The sequence below is a fragment of the Rhizobium sp. BK060 genome (assembly GCF_014193145.1).
In the GTDB taxonomy this organism is placed as follows: domain Bacteria; phylum Pseudomonadota; class Alphaproteobacteria; order Rhizobiales; family Rhizobiaceae; genus Rhizobium.
Window position 1 is genome coordinate 403169 of the sequence record NZ_JACHYW010000001.1, and the last position, 15096, is coordinate 418264.

Annotated in this window: 16 protein-coding genes and 1 pseudogene; 5 read left to right on the plus strand and 12 right to left on the minus strand. The window is 58.7% G+C overall.

Features of this window, described 5'->3' with window-relative positions; translation table 11 throughout:
* Positions 1–70 precede the first annotated feature (70 nt).
* Positions 71–1309 carry an extracellular solute-binding protein gene (locus tag FHT71_RS01860; RefSeq protein ID WP_007795761.1) on the minus strand — a complete coding sequence of 413 codons (1239 nt, stop codon included), beginning with the start codon at positions 1307–1309 and terminating at the stop codon, positions 71–73.
* A 221-nt stretch (positions 1310–1530) separates the two neighbouring features.
* Here FHT71_RS01860 and FHT71_RS01865 point away from each other — a divergent pair, with 221 nt between their 5' ends.
* The gene (locus tag FHT71_RS01865) at positions 1531–2736 is read left to right on the plus strand and encodes an ROK family transcriptional regulator (RefSeq protein ID WP_132587992.1); all 1206 of its coding nucleotides are present in this window, start codon (positions 1531–1533) and stop codon (positions 2734–2736) included.
* Positions 2737–2741: 5 nt separating this feature from the next.
* Here the strand turns inward: FHT71_RS01865 and FHT71_RS01870 are convergent, their stop codons facing one another.
* The 6 genes from FHT71_RS01870 to FHT71_RS01895 form a co-directional block, all read right to left on the minus strand.
* A complete protein-coding gene (locus FHT71_RS01870) occupies positions 2742–3218 on the minus strand; it encodes a cupin domain-containing protein (RefSeq protein ID WP_132587991.1) in 477 nt (158 codons plus the stop codon).
* A 76-nt stretch (positions 3219–3294) separates the two neighbouring features.
* Positions 3295–3627, minus strand: coding sequence for a chaperone modulator CbpM (locus FHT71_RS01875; RefSeq protein ID WP_132587990.1), 333 nt, complete (start codon positions 3625–3627; stop codon positions 3295–3297).
* A gap of 2 nt (positions 3628–3629) precedes the next feature.
* Complete coding sequence (locus FHT71_RS01880; protein WP_132587989.1) at positions 3630–4544, minus strand: DnaJ C-terminal domain-containing protein; 915 nt, start codon at positions 4542–4544, stop codon at positions 3630–3632.
* Positions 4545–4642: 98 nt separating this feature from the next.
* Positions 4643–5149, minus strand: coding sequence for a hypothetical protein (locus tag FHT71_RS01885; protein ID WP_132587988.1), 507 nt, complete (start codon positions 5147–5149; stop codon positions 4643–4645).
* 483 nt (positions 5150–5632) lie between these two features.
* Entirely contained in the window at positions 5633–6661 is a 1029-nt protein-coding gene (locus FHT71_RS01890; protein WP_132587987.1) for a Fic family protein, read from the minus strand.
* Between the two features lie 216 nt (positions 6662–6877).
* Positions 6878–7477, minus strand: a complete 600-nt coding sequence (locus FHT71_RS01895; RefSeq protein ID WP_132587986.1) for a TetR/AcrR family transcriptional regulator — start codon at positions 7475–7477, stop codon at positions 6878–6880.
* Between the two features lie 118 nt (positions 7478–7595).
* Here FHT71_RS01895 and FHT71_RS01900 point away from each other — a divergent pair, with 118 nt between their 5' ends.
* Together FHT71_RS01900 and FHT71_RS01905 are read left to right on the plus strand one after the other, a co-directional pair.
* Positions 7596–8153, plus strand: coding sequence for a DUF308 domain-containing protein (locus FHT71_RS01900; protein ID WP_132587985.1), 558 nt, complete (start codon positions 7596–7598; stop codon positions 8151–8153).
* A 98-nt stretch (positions 8154–8251) separates the two neighbouring features.
* Positions 8252–9493: an endonuclease/exonuclease/phosphatase family protein gene (locus tag FHT71_RS01905; RefSeq protein WP_132587984.1), complete on the plus strand. Its 1242-nt coding sequence runs from the start codon at positions 8252–8254 to the stop codon at positions 9491–9493.
* A 142-nt stretch (positions 9494–9635) separates the two neighbouring features.
* Here the strand turns inward: FHT71_RS01905 and FHT71_RS01910 are convergent, their stop codons facing one another.
* Both FHT71_RS01910 and FHT71_RS01915 read right to left on the minus strand, forming a co-directional pair.
* On the minus strand, positions 9636–9947 hold the full coding sequence (locus FHT71_RS01910; protein ID WP_132587983.1) for a hypothetical protein: 312 nt from the start codon (positions 9945–9947) through the stop codon (positions 9636–9638).
* Positions 9934–10899, minus strand: coding sequence for a LysR family transcriptional regulator (locus tag FHT71_RS01915; protein WP_132587982.1), 966 nt, complete (start codon positions 10897–10899; stop codon positions 9934–9936). Before FHT71_RS01915 ends, FHT71_RS01910 begins: the two co-directional genes overlap by 14 nt.
* A gap of 98 nt (positions 10900–10997) precedes the next feature.
* Between FHT71_RS01915 and FHT71_RS01920 the strand changes: the two genes are divergently transcribed.
* The gene (locus FHT71_RS01920; protein ID WP_132587981.1) at positions 10998–11825 is read left to right on the plus strand and encodes an SDR family NAD(P)-dependent oxidoreductase; all 828 of its coding nucleotides are present in this window, start codon (positions 10998–11000) and stop codon (positions 11823–11825) included.
* 307 nt (positions 11826–12132) lie between these two features.
* Here the strand turns inward: FHT71_RS01920 and FHT71_RS01925 are convergent.
* From FHT71_RS01925 to FHT71_RS01940, 3 genes and pseudogenes are all read right to left on the minus strand, one after another.
* Positions 12133–12863, minus strand: a pseudogene (locus tag FHT71_RS01925) (IS630 family transposase); the annotation flags it as partial.
* A complete protein-coding gene (locus FHT71_RS31315) occupies positions 12809–13204 on the minus strand; it encodes a hypothetical protein (protein ID WP_245505387.1) in 396 nt (131 codons plus the stop codon). The gene FHT71_RS31315 and the pseudogene FHT71_RS01925, both read right to left, overlap by 55 nt.
* Positions 13205–13325: 121 nt before the next feature.
* The gene (locus FHT71_RS01940) at positions 13326–14219 is read right to left on the minus strand and encodes an NAD(P)/FAD-dependent oxidoreductase (RefSeq protein WP_132587979.1); all 894 of its coding nucleotides are present in this window, start codon (positions 14217–14219) and stop codon (positions 13326–13328) included.
* Positions 14220–14427: 208 nt separating this feature from the next.
* Between FHT71_RS01940 and FHT71_RS01945 the strand changes: the two genes are divergently transcribed.
* Positions 14428–15075, plus strand: a complete 648-nt coding sequence (locus FHT71_RS01945; protein ID WP_132587978.1) for a TetR/AcrR family transcriptional regulator — start codon at positions 14428–14430, stop codon at positions 15073–15075.
* Positions 15076–15096: the final 21 nt, after the last annotated feature.

Sequence of the window (15096 nt, forward strand, 5' to 3'; positions counted from 1 at the left end):
CGCCCTCTCAGTTCATCGGATTGTCAAAGTGGAGCCAGGCGGCACCAGGCCGCCTGGACGGCTATATCGCTTAGAGACCGCTGTTTTCTGCAGCCGACTTCAGAGCGTCTTCCGGCGAGGACTGGCCAAGCAGGGCTTCCTGGATCGCCTGCTGCAGGGCCGTCGAAAGTTCCTGATACTTCGGGGTCGTCGGGCGCGGATACATGGCGGCGAGACCGATCTTGGCTGCAGCAATCAGTTCCTCCTGGCCCTTGGTCACGGTCTGGTCCTCGTAGGAGGAGGCCCAAATCGGCAGGCTAAGCTTGGCGTACTGGTTCTGCGTCGCCTGCGAGGTCATGAAGGCGATGTACTTCCAAGCCTCATCGGGATGCTTGCTGGCGGTCGTGACGCCAAGACCCATCGAGCCGTTAACAGCCGACGCCTCGCTCTTGCCTGCCACGCCCGGAGCCGGGACGACGCCGACCTTGCCCGCGACCTTACTGTCCTTCGGATCGTTCGCCATGTTGTACATGTAGGTCCAGTTCAGCGCAAAAGCGGCATCGCCGTTCTGGAAGACCTTACGCACATCCTCTTCCAGGAATTCCTTGGAGTTCGGGTTGGTCAGGCCAGATTTGTAGCTGGACACCATGTAGTTCAGCGCGTCGAGACCGCCGCCATTTTGGAAGTCCGGTTTGCCGTCCTTCAGGAAGTCGCCCTTGTAGGCGCTGACGAGCGTGGTGTAGTCGCAGATCGCGGCTTCGGCCTGCGACCAGCTCCAGGCGATCGGCGTTGCGAGAAGGCCCTTGTCCTTGATCGTCTTTGCCTGTTCGGTCAGCTCGTCCCATGTCTTCGGCGGGGCCTTGATGCCTGCCTTTTCGAGGATTTCCTTGTTATAGAACAGATACTTGGTGTCTAGGATCCACGGCATGCCGTAATACTTGCCGTCGTACTGAACCGTCGTCCATGCGCCAGGCAGAACGCCCTTCTTCATGTCGTCGGTGATGCGCGAGGAGACGTCGACCAGCACCTTGTTGGTCGCGTATTCGGCCGGCCAGATGACGTCGAAGAGGACGACGTCATAACCGCCGCCAGAACCTTGGGCGAGCACCGTCTTGTCGTGCAGGCCCTCGTAGGGAACGAATTCGAGATTGACCTTGACGTCCGGGTTTGCCTTTGAGAAGCCATCCGTCATGGCACGGACATCGGCTTCGCTATAGGCGGCCTGCGCCATGAACAACGCATTGATCGTCGTTTCGGCAAAGGCGTGTGGCGCAAAAGATGCACCAATCAGTGCCGCTCCAAGCAGCGTCTTGTTTAAGGATTTCAACATTCCAGCCTCCAGTTTTTTGACATTCACCCAATTCCTGAGGGCGGCGGTCGTCGCCATCAGCTGTCGAAAAGGCGCCGGTGAGCCAGCTGCCAGATTCAGAGCGTCGTCAGAGCCGCCTTCTGGCTCGTTGCGTTCCCTGGAACTCTTTGGTTCCTTATTAAGTCAATTGTCTTGACTTATTACTTCTTCAATATTCTACTGCTGTCAAGAGGGAATTCAGGATGAACGACACGCGCCTGATACGGGCAAAGAGTGGCACCAATCATGAAGGCACCAGCGCCCATAACCGGCGTGTGATGATGGATGCCCTGAGGATGAACGGGGCGCTCTCGCGCGCTGATCTGGCGCGCGCCACGAAGCTCACCAAGCAGACCGTGTCGAACATTATCGACGAACTCGAACAGGAAGGGCTGGTCACCGCGCAGGAAGCCGTACGCAAAGGCAGGGGCCAACCATCGACACCCTATCGGCTGGTGCCGGAAGGGGCGTTTGCGATCGGGCTACAGATTGATCGTCACGTAACCCGTGCCATCGCCGTCGATCTTGTCGGCAACGTGCTGACGCGAGCCGAGGCGAACCTGCCGCCCGATGGCCCGTCACGCGGTGCAGCGGTTATTCTCCAACTCATCGACAAGGTCCGTCGCGATCTTGCTGGGCTTGTCGCGCAATCGGAGCGGCGGCTCGTTGGTCTGGGTGCGGCAATGCCCGGCCCGTTCGGTATCGAGGCGACCGGTGACGATCCCTGGATGATGGCAGCCTGGCAGAAATTTCCGCTGCTGGAAACGCTTGCGACGGGCACAGGGCTTGGCGTTCGTCTGCAAAACGACGCGGCTGCATGCGCCACGGCAGAGCGCATGGTTGGCGCCGCCCACGGGCTCGATCACGCCGTCTGCCTCTATCTCGGTTACGGTATCGGTGCCGGCCTGATCCTCGGCGGGGAACTTTATAGCGGTGCGCATGGCAATGCCGGCGAAATCGGCATGGCCCTGCTTTCGGCAAGTGGCAGCCCGACCCCACTCGAACATCGCGCTTCACTCGCCTCGCTCTACCAGCATCTGGCGATCGATCCCGCCGATCCAGGCGTCTACGCGATGGTGAACGAACTGGCGATGAACGATGACGCGAGAATTCAGAGCTGGATTGAAGAAGCCGTGATGGATCTGCGCTGGAGCGTGCACCTGATCGAATCGATCTTCGATCCGCAGACCGTGATCCTCTGCGGCGGCGCGCCGGAAGCCCTGGCGCGACGTCTGGTCGAGGCAATGCACCCACTCCCACCGTCGATCGCCGATCGCCGAGACCGGCTCATTCCTCGCTTCCAGCTTGGAATGACCGACCCCTGGGCCGTCGCCCTTGGCGCAGCCGCCGACCCGATCAGCCGCGCCTTTGATCCGAGCTTTGCGGCTATTCTCAAGGATTCACTGTAAGGGCGTTACTGCCTATGGATCGGATCGATCCATGGCACGTCTTCCGGCTTTTCGACTGGTTCGATATCGAGATTGACGACCACCGGCTCCTGGCCGGAGCGGATGACGACGCATTCTAGGGTCTCGTCACGGCTGGCATTGATCTCCTGGTGGGGCACGTAAGGTGGCACATAGATGAAATCGCCGGGGCCGGCCTCTGCCGTGAATTCGAGATGCTCGCCCCAGCGCATGCGCGCCTTTCCCTTGACCACATAGATGATGCTTTCGAGATCGCCGTGGTGATGGGCGCCGGTCTTCGCATTCGCGTGGATGGTGACGGTGCCGGCCCATATCTTTTCGGCCCCGGCGCGCGCATGATTGATCGCCGTTGCCCGGTTCATTCCGGGTGTCTGCGCCGTATTGGGATCAAGTGAGTTGCCTGGAATGACCTTTACGCCATGCTCGCGCCAGTCGATCTGCTCGTGATGATTATCCTGGGTCATTCATGCCTCCTTGAGGGTGGTCACCCTTTCAGATGATATCGCCAGGCCCTGCGAGCAGGAGTCAACAGGCGATTGGTCAAAGGCCCCGGATGCCGGCGATGTCGTCTAGCTTACCACGCAGCCTGCGCTTGACCTCCTCGTCCTGCTCCTCCATGGCGGTAAGCAATTCGCGAAGCGTTCCGCGCAATCCATGAATCTGATCGATGAGATCCATAATGAGGTCGACGCCGGCGTCGTTGACACCCATATGCCGCGTCAGGTCGAGGATGAGCTGCGCCCGCGCAACATCACTGTCGCGAAAATCGCGAGCGCCGTTACGTGTCTGCGGCAGCAGCCATCCCTGCTCAACCCAGACCTCAAGCACCCTCACATCGATCTTCAGAAAACGCCGGAATTCAAGATCATCCATGGCTATGCTCCCATGCCCTTTCTCGGATCCTGCGCATCGCCTGCCGTCCAGCCGGTCATGAACTCGGTCAACTGTTGATCGGGAGCGTCCGGCAGCACGATCTTCAGCGAGATGTAGATGTCTCCAGCGCTGCCGCCTTTCTTCGGAACGCCCTTGCCCTTCAGGCGCAAAACCTTCCCGGTGTTCGAATGCGGCGGCAATGTGAGGTTGACAGGACCGGACGGCGTCGGCGCACGCACCTTGCCGCCGAGCACGGCCTCGCGCAGCGTAATCGGCAGATCGAAGCGAATGTCGTCGCCATCACGAACATAGAAGCGATGCGGACGCACGCGAATTTCCACGAGCGCATCTCCAGATGGGCCGCCGCCGATACCGGGCTCGCCTTTGCCTCGCAGCCTGAGCGTCTGGCCATCACGCGTTCCAGGCGGTATCTGCAGATCGAGCGCTGGCCCATCCGGCAAACGGATCTGTGTCTTCGTGCCGTTGACGGCATCGAGGAAATCCACCTCCATCGAGTAGTGGCGGTCCTGGCCTTGTGCGCGAAATTCTCCTCCACGTGCGCGTCGCGAAAAGAAGCTCGAGAATACATCGTCACTGTCGCCGAAATCGGCAAAACCCGCACTGTTGTGGTAAGGATTGCCGGCGTTGGCGGCCGAGGCATAGTCGCGATAGTAGTGGCGCTGCGGCTGCTCGGCGCCGGTCATGTCGATCTCGCCGCGGTCGAAGCGCCCGCGCTTTTCTTCGTCGCTCAGCAGTTCGTAAGCAGCAGAAATCTCCTTGAAACGGCTCTCCGCCTTCTTGTCGCCGGGGTTAAGGTCGGGGTGAAGTTTCTTGGCGAGCTTGCGAAATGCGCTTTGAATGTCTTTTTGCGTGGCGTCCTTTTTCACGCCGAGAAGCTCGTACGGGTCGCGGCTCATACATATCTCCGGTTCAGTCGGCAAAAATCGCCGGCGTTTTGCGGCTATATAGGTTTCCCGACTTGCTCAGACGAGGGGTCCTATCCCTGCAGAGGATCTCAGTTGCGACGCAGATTGAGATCGCTTGTCACGACCTGCTGGCCGGACGCCGGATCCACGTCGACCGTTCGGATCCGGATCGCATTGTCGTCCACACGTTGGATCGTCATGCTGGCGCTGCGATCGCCATTGATTACCTTCGACCAGCGCACGGCGAAGTTGATAGCATCGCCGCTGCGCGTTCCACGCAGGCCCGAAACGCCCCCTGCCGGGCCGATGTAACTGCCGGCATAGTGCGCGCCGTTGACTTTGATGTTGGCGGAAACCGCTCGTGTGACGACGATCATCCCACGGCAAATTCCCTGCATCGAAAGCGCCTCGCCACTGGCCTGCGTCTTGAAATTGCAGTTGAGGTTGATCGGGGACGAGGATGTCGTGCGCTTCATCATGCCTCCTCCGGTCCAATCACCGGCCAGCGATTGGAGGAAAGGCGCCTCATCGGCATATGCAGCGCCTGTCACCACTAAGAAGAGCACGGTGACAGCAGCATGGCGGCAGCACTTCATGACGTCCTCCCCTGAAGATGATCAAGAATGCTTCAGAATGCTCAAAGTCCCCTCGGTGAGTAGCCAACCAAGATGTCCCAACCAGATACGCAAGTGCAAGGGATTTCTCTTGCCTGGAGCGCGTCGAACCGTCGGCATCGCAGGGACGTCATGCGACGAGGAAATTTGCTCGTCAGCCCTGCTAAGCTATCGCTCGTTACGCAGCGTCAGCCATAACAGCGCCAAAACTGCATCGTCGATCCTGTCCTCATCGATCTCCATGGACCGACGTTACCACGCGCGGCGTCCAAAATCCCGCGGCCTTCCTCGGATGGATACGCTGCACTGTCCGATCTTCTGATCGAAAGTCTCAAAGCTATCGAAGCGGAACACCAGAATGACAAGCGTTTGACGACAGAAAGAGGTGTTTTCTGAGGACGCCGGCAGTCACCGAGCTACAAGCGCCGTTGTGCTGGAAGCTTCGGTAAGTGCCCTTGTCGGCCGCTATTTAATTGCAGGCAGATTTAGGGCATAGCGCGTGTACCGTCGCTCACCCGCACGCTTGAGTGCACCTTTTTCGACTAAATCATGAAGGTCGCGCGTGGCGGTCGCTCGGGAACTTCGGGTGATCGAGATATAGTTCTCAGCGCTTAATCCACCCTTGAAACCCATTGGGCCTTCACGAAACATGCGAGCAATGACCTTCTCCTGCCGCTCGTTGAGCAGATCGCGAAAGCGGTCATAGGAATGCGCCTTGGCGATGAAGAAGGCCACACGCTCCAGGGTTGTCTGCTGTGCCTCGAGAACGGTTTCGGCAAAATAGACCAGCCAGATCAGGCTCGGTTGGCCGATATTCTGCGCCAGTGATTTTTCCGCAAGCGCCCGGCCAATTCTGCCATTGCCATCTTCAAATGGATGGATGCTTTCGAAATACAGATGACCCAATCCCGCTCGTGTCAGAGCGGGCAGGGGACTTTCACCGCTCGGCGCTGATCTGTTGAACCAGTCCATGAAAGCTTCCATTTCTGCCGGCACTTGCCTTGACGGTGGAGCTTCATAGTGAACGGTTGGCTGGTCGAGACGGCCGGACACGATCTGCATGGCGTCGTCATGGGTCCGATATCTGCCGATCGTTTCAAGATGACGGTTTCCTGTCATCAGCATCCCATGCCAGCGAAACAGCGTTTCGTGATTGAGTGGGCCCGAACAGGTCTCGTACACATCGACCATCATTTCGGCGATCCCACGCTCTTGCGGCTTTACGGGACAGTTGTCAGCATCGAGACCGAATTGCCGGCGCAACAAGGATTGGACACTCAGTCGATCGAGCATTTCGCCTTCTATCTCCGAGGTTTTTACGGCCTCGTCGCTTAAAAGCTCGACAGACAGCAGATTGCGCTCCTCATCACGGATGTGACGGACAGCCCCGATCACTTCCCCAGAAGATAGAAGAAAACGATCTTCCAGTGTCTTGAGGTGAGCCTCGTCATAAATGAATTGAGGCCAAGCTTGCTGCGTCCAATTCCACTTCATGAGGTATAGACGTCCTTTCTATAACTCATGCTCCTACAATTTGTGAGCGATAGAAACCGATTCTATCGCTCACAACCGGCACGATTTGGGACGGCGACATAGCTGGGCGCGCTTCACTGAACGGTTTGTCGCAGCGGTTTCACAAAGGGTACTCCCGCGCCCGTCAGCAAGCGCCTGGGACGCGAACACGGATGTAGTGATTACCTTGCGTGACCTTCACGAATTCCAACCGACGCCAGCTGCCTTCAATCTGTCGAGTAGAGGTTTTGTGATGACGTTGAACAGCTTGGGATCGTCCAGGGCCCGCGCTGACAACATCGCGCCGTGCACTGTTGCCATGAATAACTGAGCTTCGTCAGCGGGCTTTTTGGTGAGCTGGAATGCGCCTTGGTCCGCCCCAGCCTTCAAAACGTCATTCAACCATTGAGCCAACCGCTGGAAATGCGCACGCACTCTCGCGGCTACCTCCTCTGGCAACATTGCCATCTCGCCGGCGAGCATGGCGCAGACGCAGATCGGTGCCGATGCGTCCTTGATACATTGCTGCCAATAGCCGAGATAAGCTTTCAGTCGCTCGAGCGGGTTGGGAAAGCTCTCGTCCAGGGCCTTGAGGCCCTCGGATGCTTGCCGACGATATCGATCAACGAGAACCACGACCAGCTCGCTCTTGGTCGGGAAATGATGATGGATGCTTGCCTTCCGGATTCCAATGGCACCCGAGATATCGGCATAGCTGAAGCCATTGTAGCCACCTCTCACGATGAGTGACTGCGCGATGTCCAATATCTTGTCCGAGGTCGAAGGCATTGTCTCCATGGCTGTTCCTACCTATTGGTAGGAAGCCTGTCAACGTTCTATAGGAAATCTATAACTACTTGACAGAATTTTCAATGCTACCTACTAGAAGGTAGACAAAACATAAACGGAGTCAGCTATGATCAGCCAACAATCCTCGCAGTCCAACTGGTTGCGATCCTATTACTACGTGCGTGCAGCCTTCTCGATCATCTGGGTGGCGGCCGCCATTCTCTACGCCGGCAACCCGATCTTGGCATCGGGATTACTCGTAATCTACCCTGCATGGGATGCCGTTGCGAACCTTGTCGACGCCCGCACAAATGGCGGCTTCAAAGCGAACAGCTCGCAAACCCTCAACATCTTCGTCAGCACCGTTACGACGCTTACCGTGATCTTGGCCGCGACGAAAAGCACCTATGCCATTTTGGCCGTGTTTGGTGTTTGGGCCATTCTGTCCGGTGCACTCCAGCTGATGACCGGTGTCCGCCGGTGGCGCGGCTATGGTGCGCAGTGGGCGATGATCCTGAGCGGAGGCCAGTCCTGCCTGGCTGGCGGGTTTATGATCACCCAATCGCTCGGTACCACGCCGCCTTCCATTCTCGACGTCGCCCCATATGCCGCCTTCGGTGCCTTCTACTTTCTGATTTCCGCGATCTGGTTGACGGTGTCAGCTCGCCGGAACGCCGAAGCTTGACGGGCAAGCCCGGCCATAGCCGATCGCTATCGTTGTACTTGCGCCAAAGCTAAAATTGTATCTATCTCTGCGAACCAACTTCTGAGCAAGGGGCGTTCATGTTGAGGTTCGCAGTTGCATTGTCATGGATGCTTGCTTGCGGCTTTAGCGCCCAAGCAAAAGACGTTACGATCGCAAGCTGGAACCTTGGCTGGCACATGGATTTGGCGACGGCCAACCAGTGGATTGACCTCTGCAGCAAGCGATATGTCAAAGATGCCACGGCTGATGTCTGGCGCGAGGGAAGCGGTCCGGATTCCAAACCCGGCTGGTTCGTCGACGCTTTCAAAATCGACGGCTGGGATACGACGAGGTTTCCCGTTTGCGGCGTTTACCGAGATCGGGACAACAAGATTGTCTTCGTAAAACCTGCCGGATACCAAGAACGGCATAAAAGCCTTGCAAGATACGTCGCATCCTCGGTGCCCGCAGACATTATTGCCTTCCAAGAAGTCAACGGAGAGGATTCCATTCGGGAAATCCTTCCGGATCACGGCAATCAGTACGATTTCTGCACGGTCGTTGGATACAAGGTTCAGCGTATCGTGATTGCGTGGAAGAAATCAGTGGGAACTAAGATCTCTTGTGCCGTCGAGGACCCTGTAAGCCTTCCCGGCAATCCCGAAAGTGAGCGGCCTCGGCCCGGCCTGGCCCTCTCCCTCGATATCGACGGGACGACCGTCCGGATACTGTCCGTCCATTTGAAATCCAGATGCGTCTCGCCCTTCGAGAACGGCAGGCTAGCGTCGCCCGGAGATCATTGCCCTATACTGCAGCAGCAAGTCGAGCCGCTCGAAGCGTGGATCGAGCGCGAGACATCTGACGATGCCAAAGTGGTCCTAATGGGCGACTTTAACAGAAACTTTTGGCATGAACTGCGTGATCTCTCGCCCGTCAGGACGGACGGTGGTTCGCCAGCATCACCACACATACCGGCTTCGCTCACCAATTCCTTGATCGAGGATCTAATTGACGGTGCGCCAGCCACTAGCGTGATGCGCCTACTCGACGAACACTGCGAGACGAATGAGGTCGGCTCGCTGCTCTGCGATGTTAGCGAAAGCCGTCCGTTGGACCGCGAAGAGCGCGCTTTGCTAAGCGCGCCAGGATATCTTGGTTGCGGCAACCCGGTTGGCCTTGATCACATCCTTGTCGGGCGCGGGGTCAAAAATTCACAAGGTGCCAAGCATTTAAGCATCGGCGATCTCGGTAGCAGCATAGCGGGAACCAAACCTGATGGTAGCGATCAAAAGCTCGCCATTTCCGATCATTGCCCCATCGTGGCGCAGATATCTTACTGAGCCGACGGCTGTCGTCTCTGCGGGGGCACGGTCAGCCTCAGACGTCGTCCGGCTGCCTTGCAATGAGCACAGCGGGCGGGTTGACATCGAGCGGATCGTGGCAGGGCAACAGTATATTGGATGCGTGAACTTACGCCTCCACTCAAGGGCGTAGCCGTACCATCTGCTCGCCGGTCTGGGCATCATAAAGGGTGAGATCGACCACGAAGTCACCCGACCTGCCAACGAGATCGAGGATCGTCGCCGCAAGGCGCACAGCACAGAGAGGATTGATCGCCAGATCCATCGTCTCGCTGCTAGAGAGGGCAAGGCGGGCGAGCAGGTCGCCTTGTTCCGTAGCGGCGAACATTCGGAAGCTATCGACTTCCAGATATGCGTCTGCATCGCCTTCACTTGATGGGAGTTGCGCGTCGAAGAGGCGGACAAACTCGTCCTTCTGTTCAGCCGACAACATTTGCTCCTCCTGAAAGCTCAGCAATGGGAACGGACAGCCCAGACCTGACGGCATCAATGAACGCTCGCAGGGCAGGAGCCATCTGCCGCTGCTGCGGGTAGCAGACAAACCAACCCGGGAACGGCGCGGACCAAGCTTCGAGGCAACTGATCAAGCGTCCCTGCGCAAGATAATCGGCTACCGTGTCCTCGACCGCAAATCCTATTCCCAGCCCTTGAAGAACAGCATTCACCGCCGTTTCCTTGTCGCTCACGATGAGGGGACCGTTGACGGCGACGCTGAACCATGCGTCGTTCTCGAAGAATTCCCACGCATAAGGCGCCCGATGTCCAGGCCAGCGCCACCGTACGCATCGGTGGTGGACAAGATCACGCGGATGCTCGGGACGACCATGCCGGCGGAAGTAGTCAGGTGTCGCGATAGCCAGTTGGCGTAACTCAGGTCCCAGACGGACAGCGACCATATCTCGTTCAATGACCTCGCCGATCCTTAGCCCGACATCATAGCCTCGAGCGACGATGTCAACCGCCTCATCATCGATCGTGATGTCGAGCACGATGTCGGGATAGCGTTCGGCAAAGCTCGTGAGGATTGGTTCGATATGCTTCTGCGCCGCCGAGCGGAACGTGTGGACGCGGACAGTGCCCGCCGGTCGCTCGCCAGCAATTCTTGTCTGTGCCAGGGCTTCACCCAACTCGAACGCCGCGGGTCGAACGCGTCGGAACAGGTTCTCGCCAACCTCCGTCAGTGATACGTTCCTGGTCGTTCGATGGAGGAGCCTCATTCCCACCCGTTCCTCAAAGCTGCGGATCATCTGGCTAAGTGCCGATGGCGACACACCGAGCACCTCTGCGGCGCGGCTGAAGCTCAGGTATTCGGCAACGGCGATGAAGGCGCGCATTTGATTGTAGTCGTTGCCCGCCGGAAGCTTGTCCACCAACATGTCTTGCATTGTTAAGTTTGCCTAACAAGGACATTCACTTTCCTGCGGATTATACAGCGCCAGGCGATGTGGCAAGTTCCTTCTTGTCGAAAGCGAAGGAGCATTTCATGACCACTTGGTTCATCACCGGCATTTCACGCGGCCTTGGGAAAGCACTGGCCGAGGCAGGGCTAGCAAGGGGCGATACTGTCATTGGCACGGTCCGCGGGACCGACCTGCCCATAGAACACGGTCCGGGTCGGTTGCACATTCTTTCGGCCGACCTTAGCGACGGCGAGGCCGCGGAGGCTGTCACACGTCGGGCCTTTGAGATCGCGGGACAGATTGACGTTATCGTCAACAACGCGGGCTATGGCCTACTCGGCGCGCTCGAGATGGCAGCCAACGAGGATGTCGCAAGGCTTTTTGCCGTCGACGTCTTCGGCCCATTCCGCATCATCAAGGCAGCCCTACCGCACTTGCGAGCGCAGGGACGTGGTCATATCGTCAATGTCACCTCTGTCGCAGGCCGCGCCCCTGGCGTCGGAACCGCCATGTATTCTGCCGCCAAAGCTGCCCTAGAAGGGATGTCGGCGGCCCTTGCGCTGGAGGTCGCGCCGTTCGGTATCAAAGTCACAGCGGTCGCCCCGGGTGCATTCCGCACGGATTTCCTATCGGGCCACTCCATCCGAAAGAGCGATGCCGCCGGTGAAGCGTACGCGGAATCGGTCGGGAAGAGTTCAGCAGCCTTTGACGCTGCCCATGGCCGACAGGCCGGCGATCCGGTTCTCGCCGCGCAGGCAATCCTGGCTCTCGTGGACTGCGATAAGGCTCCGCTCCATCTCCTACTGGGAAGCGATGCTCTCCGGCGCGCGCGAAGCAAAATCGATCACGTCGCCGAGGAGATCGACGCATGGGAGGCCATCACACGCAGCACTGATTTCGTGGACGCATAGGGCAGGCGGGTTGTTTCCGAGCGTCGGTGTAGTCAAAGTCGCTCGCTCGCTCGCCTCGGCAACACGCAACTGCATGTTGGCCTCGATAATAAGGGCGATAATCTCGTCGCCCTGCTCTGGAGTCGGCTCGGCAAAGCGACCGCAAAAATGGGCGAGCGACTTCCGCCGAGGAAGACGTCTTCACCATGTTCGCTTCCCGCCCAATCAGCGTTTGCGAAGGACGCATTTGCAGAGTTGACGGGCTCCAATTTGTTGGCCGAGGTGCAGTGGGTATCGGTGGCTTCTGGCGTATACGCATCCTCATTGATCAGAACCCATTTGCCCAGTCTCTGCGCCCGATGGACATGATGCGCCAAGGCCGGGTTTCGAGTTTGCGCCAGGCATCGCAGCAATTGTCGACGATATTGTCGTAGGATTTGAAGATGCGGTTCGACAGCCAGTTCTCGCGCACGAAGAGCCAGAGATTTTCGACGGGGTTAGGCTCCGGCGACTTAGGCGGGAGGGGCAGGATCGTGATGTTGTCCGGCACGACGAGATTGTTGGACATGTGCCATCCCGCTTGGTCCATGACGACGATGGCATGCGCGTCATCGGCAACATGATGGGATATTTCTGCAAGATGTTGGTTCATGGCGTAAGTATCATACCAGGGCATCACGAGAGCGGCAGCCTTGCCGAGCTTGGGGCAGATGGCACCGAAGATATAGGCTGAGCGTGTGCGCTGATCATGCGGCGCGGACAGCCTTGGGCCCCGCTTTGCCCAGCGGCGGGTGATCTTGTTCTTTTGACCGATCCGGGCCTCGTCCTGAAACCAGATTTCTATTCGCTTGCCTTGAGCGGCCCCGTTTGCGATCTCTACCACTGCGGCGGGGACGTTTTTTGAAACGCCTCACTCGCTTGAGGGTCCTGCGCATGATGTTTCGGTCGCGCTGCCAGCTTGCGGTAGCCCATGGCACGCACCTCCCGGCTCTGCGTCTGTTCGCTCACCGACACACGAAGCGCCTCCCAGAGCCACTGGGCCAGATCACACAGACGCCAGAGAGGCGGTCGATCAGCGCGAGCACGTCGCTGGTGAGGGCTGCGAAGTCGAACGGCCCCGCGGTCGGGGACGGCGCGTAACCGCGAAGCCAGGGTGTGACGACGTGACGTCCGCGGCGGCCGAGCTCGGCAAGGAAGGGCGTCGCGGTCGGCGGATGGTCCGGGAAGCCGTGCAAGACGAGCGTCGGTTGACCATCGGGATCACCACCCTGCAGCGCGTGAAAAGTGCCGTGTGGCAGGTCGAAGGTGACGTGTTCGAACTCCATGTCTGTCAGCCTTTTTCCAAGGGTGGTCGGACCAGAGATGCTGATGCTGGCTTTGGTGTCTCTGGCTTTGGACATGTGCGTCTCCTCAGGCGCCGGGTAAACTGCGGGGTCAGCCGGCCAGTCGGTTTTCGATGACACCGGCCCGCAACCTTCAGAATCCGAGAGCCGCGGCAACCGGAGAAGGGAATCTGTGCTTTCAAACCAGCATCGACTGCTGGGCGGAGATACCCGCCGTCGCGCCGTGCGATATTGCCGTGGTGACCGAGGCCATGGCTGGGTTTGCAAGATCGCCGGCAGCATAGATGCCGGGCGTGCTGGTTTCGCGGCGCTCGTCTACCTTGAGGGCGATGCCGAGGGGCGTATTGACCGTGGCGAGGCCCAGTGATTCATGCAGGCTTGCGGACGGCTTGTTGCGCGGATGCGCGAACAGGATATCGACCGCGGCATTGCGGCCACTTTCAAGATTAACGGTGGTGATATGGCCCCGGTGATGGGCGATTTCGGCGATCCGGCCATCAACGACAGGTATGTTGCGGCGCGCCAGATCGGCCTGGATATCGGGTGCAATGTCGTGACCATCGGCGAAGACCGTCAGCGTGTCGGTCCAATCGTGGTACAGTCTCACATAAGTGTGCGACTGCGGGCCGGACCAGACGAGGCCCCAATGCTGGTCGGCGACTTCAAAGCCATCGCAATAGGGGCAGGGCACGATGGATGTGCCCCAGCTTTCGGCAAAGCCCGGAACATCAGGCATCTGGTCGGCAACGCCATAGCTTAGGATCAGGCGGCGCGCCCCAAGGCTTTCGCCATCGCCAGTGAGGACGGAGAAATTGTCGATGGTGCCGGAGATGCTGTCGGCCCGCGCATTGACCAGCTTGACCGTGGGATAACGCGCCAGTTGCTGCCGCGCCTCAGCCAGGATCTCCAGCGGTGGCTTGTGATCGTGGCCAAGCAGGCCATGCGAGTGGCCAGCGAAGCGATTGCGCGGCAGGCCGGTATCGAGAACGGTGACCTTGCGGCGGGTACGGCCGAGCTGCAGGGCGGCGGCGAGACCGGCAAAGCTGCCGCCGATGATGATGACGTCATCCATGGTGATAAGCTCCGTGTTGTTGATGGAGGGGGTTGGGCTGGGTCTGGCGCAAAATTTCGTCCAGCGATACGCATTCGATATCGCCAAGCGGCCCAGGGAAAAGTGATTTGGAGGACAGGGTAAAAATCCATTCTTTGGCTTGCACATTTCGGATACTGCATGTTATCGTAATTCAACAATAACGATACTGTCAAGGATCGCAATTGCCGTGACCGAAAAAAGCCAGGGCCGGCGCGGCCGGCCCACCAACGAGGCGCTTGGCCAAACGATAGTCGACGCCGCGAGCGAACTCTTTGCGGAATTGGGTTTTCACGCGACGACATTGGACAAGGTCGCCCAGCGAGCGAAGATATCCAAGCTCAGCATCTACAAGCACTTCGAGAACAAGGAGGCGCTGTTCGGGGCGGCCTTTACGGCCCGCTGCTATCAGTTTGTACCACAGTCCCTTTTTGAAGGCGTCGACGGTTCGGTCGAAGATCAGCTCATGGCGGTGGGATCATCCCTGCTTCGCACGCTGTTGCGCCCGGACGTCAGCGGTGTCGAAGCCATGGTCATGGCCGACAAGACCAATCAAAGGTCGTTAAGCAAGCTCCATTACGAAGCCGGCCCCGCCCATATCATCGCCCAAATCGAGGCCCTGTTGCGTCAGTTGCACGCGAAGGCGGTTCTGAACGTGCCAGATCCCCTCCGGTCCGCCCGCTTGTTTGCTGCGCTTTTCAAAGGATGCGATCTCCTGATTATCGCACGCTTCGATCAGGCGAGAGGAGAGGACGATAACGAAATTGAATCCTATTGCCGGTCGGCCGTCGCCATGTTCATCGCCGCCCATGGTGGCAACGACCACGCGGGCGGATAGCCTGGTCAAGAACGGATCAGA

Coding starts and splice junctions, on each gene's coding strand:
- FHT71_RS01860 (WP_007795761.1), bottom strand. CDS start 1,309: ATGTTGAAATCCTTAAACAAGACGCTGCTTGGAGCGGCACTGATTGGT.
- FHT71_RS01865 (WP_132587992.1), top strand. CDS start 1,531: ATGAACGACACGCGCCTGATACGGGCAAAGAGTGGCACCAATCATGAA.
- FHT71_RS01870 (WP_132587991.1), bottom strand. CDS start 3,218: ATGACCCAGGATAATCATCACGAGCAGATCGACTGGCGCGAGCATGGC.
- FHT71_RS01875 (WP_132587990.1), bottom strand. CDS start 3,627: ATGGATGATCTTGAATTCCGGCGTTTTCTGAAGATCGATGTGAGGGTG.
- FHT71_RS01880 (WP_132587989.1), bottom strand. CDS start 4,544: ATGAGCCGCGACCCGTACGAGCTTCTCGGCGTGAAAAAGGACGCCACG.
- FHT71_RS01885 (WP_132587988.1), bottom strand. CDS start 5,149: ATGAAGTGCTGCCGCCATGCTGCTGTCACCGTGCTCTTCTTAGTGGTG.
- FHT71_RS01890 (WP_132587987.1), bottom strand. CDS start 6,661: ATGAAGTGGAATTGGACGCAGCAAGCTTGGCCTCAATTCATTTATGAC.
- FHT71_RS01895 (WP_132587986.1), bottom strand. CDS start 7,477: ATGGAGACAATGCCTTCGACCTCGGACAAGATATTGGACATCGCGCAG.
- FHT71_RS01900 (WP_132587985.1), top strand. CDS start 7,596: ATGATCAGCCAACAATCCTCGCAGTCCAACTGGTTGCGATCCTATTAC.
- FHT71_RS01905 (WP_132587984.1), top strand. CDS start 8,252: ATGTTGAGGTTCGCAGTTGCATTGTCATGGATGCTTGCTTGCGGCTTT.
- FHT71_RS01910 (WP_132587983.1), bottom strand. CDS start 9,947: ATGTTGTCGGCTGAACAGAAGGACGAGTTTGTCCGCCTCTTCGACGCG.
- FHT71_RS01915 (WP_132587982.1), bottom strand. CDS start 10,899: ATGCAAGACATGTTGGTGGACAAGCTTCCGGCGGGCAACGACTACAAT.
- FHT71_RS01920 (WP_132587981.1), top strand. CDS start 10,998: ATGACCACTTGGTTCATCACCGGCATTTCACGCGGCCTTGGGAAAGCA.
- FHT71_RS31315 (WP_245505387.1), bottom strand. CDS start 13,204: ATGTCCAAAGCCAGAGACACCAAAGCCAGCATCAGCATCTCTGGTCCG.
- FHT71_RS01940 (WP_132587979.1), bottom strand. CDS start 14,219: ATGGATGACGTCATCATCATCGGCGGCAGCTTTGCCGGTCTCGCCGCC.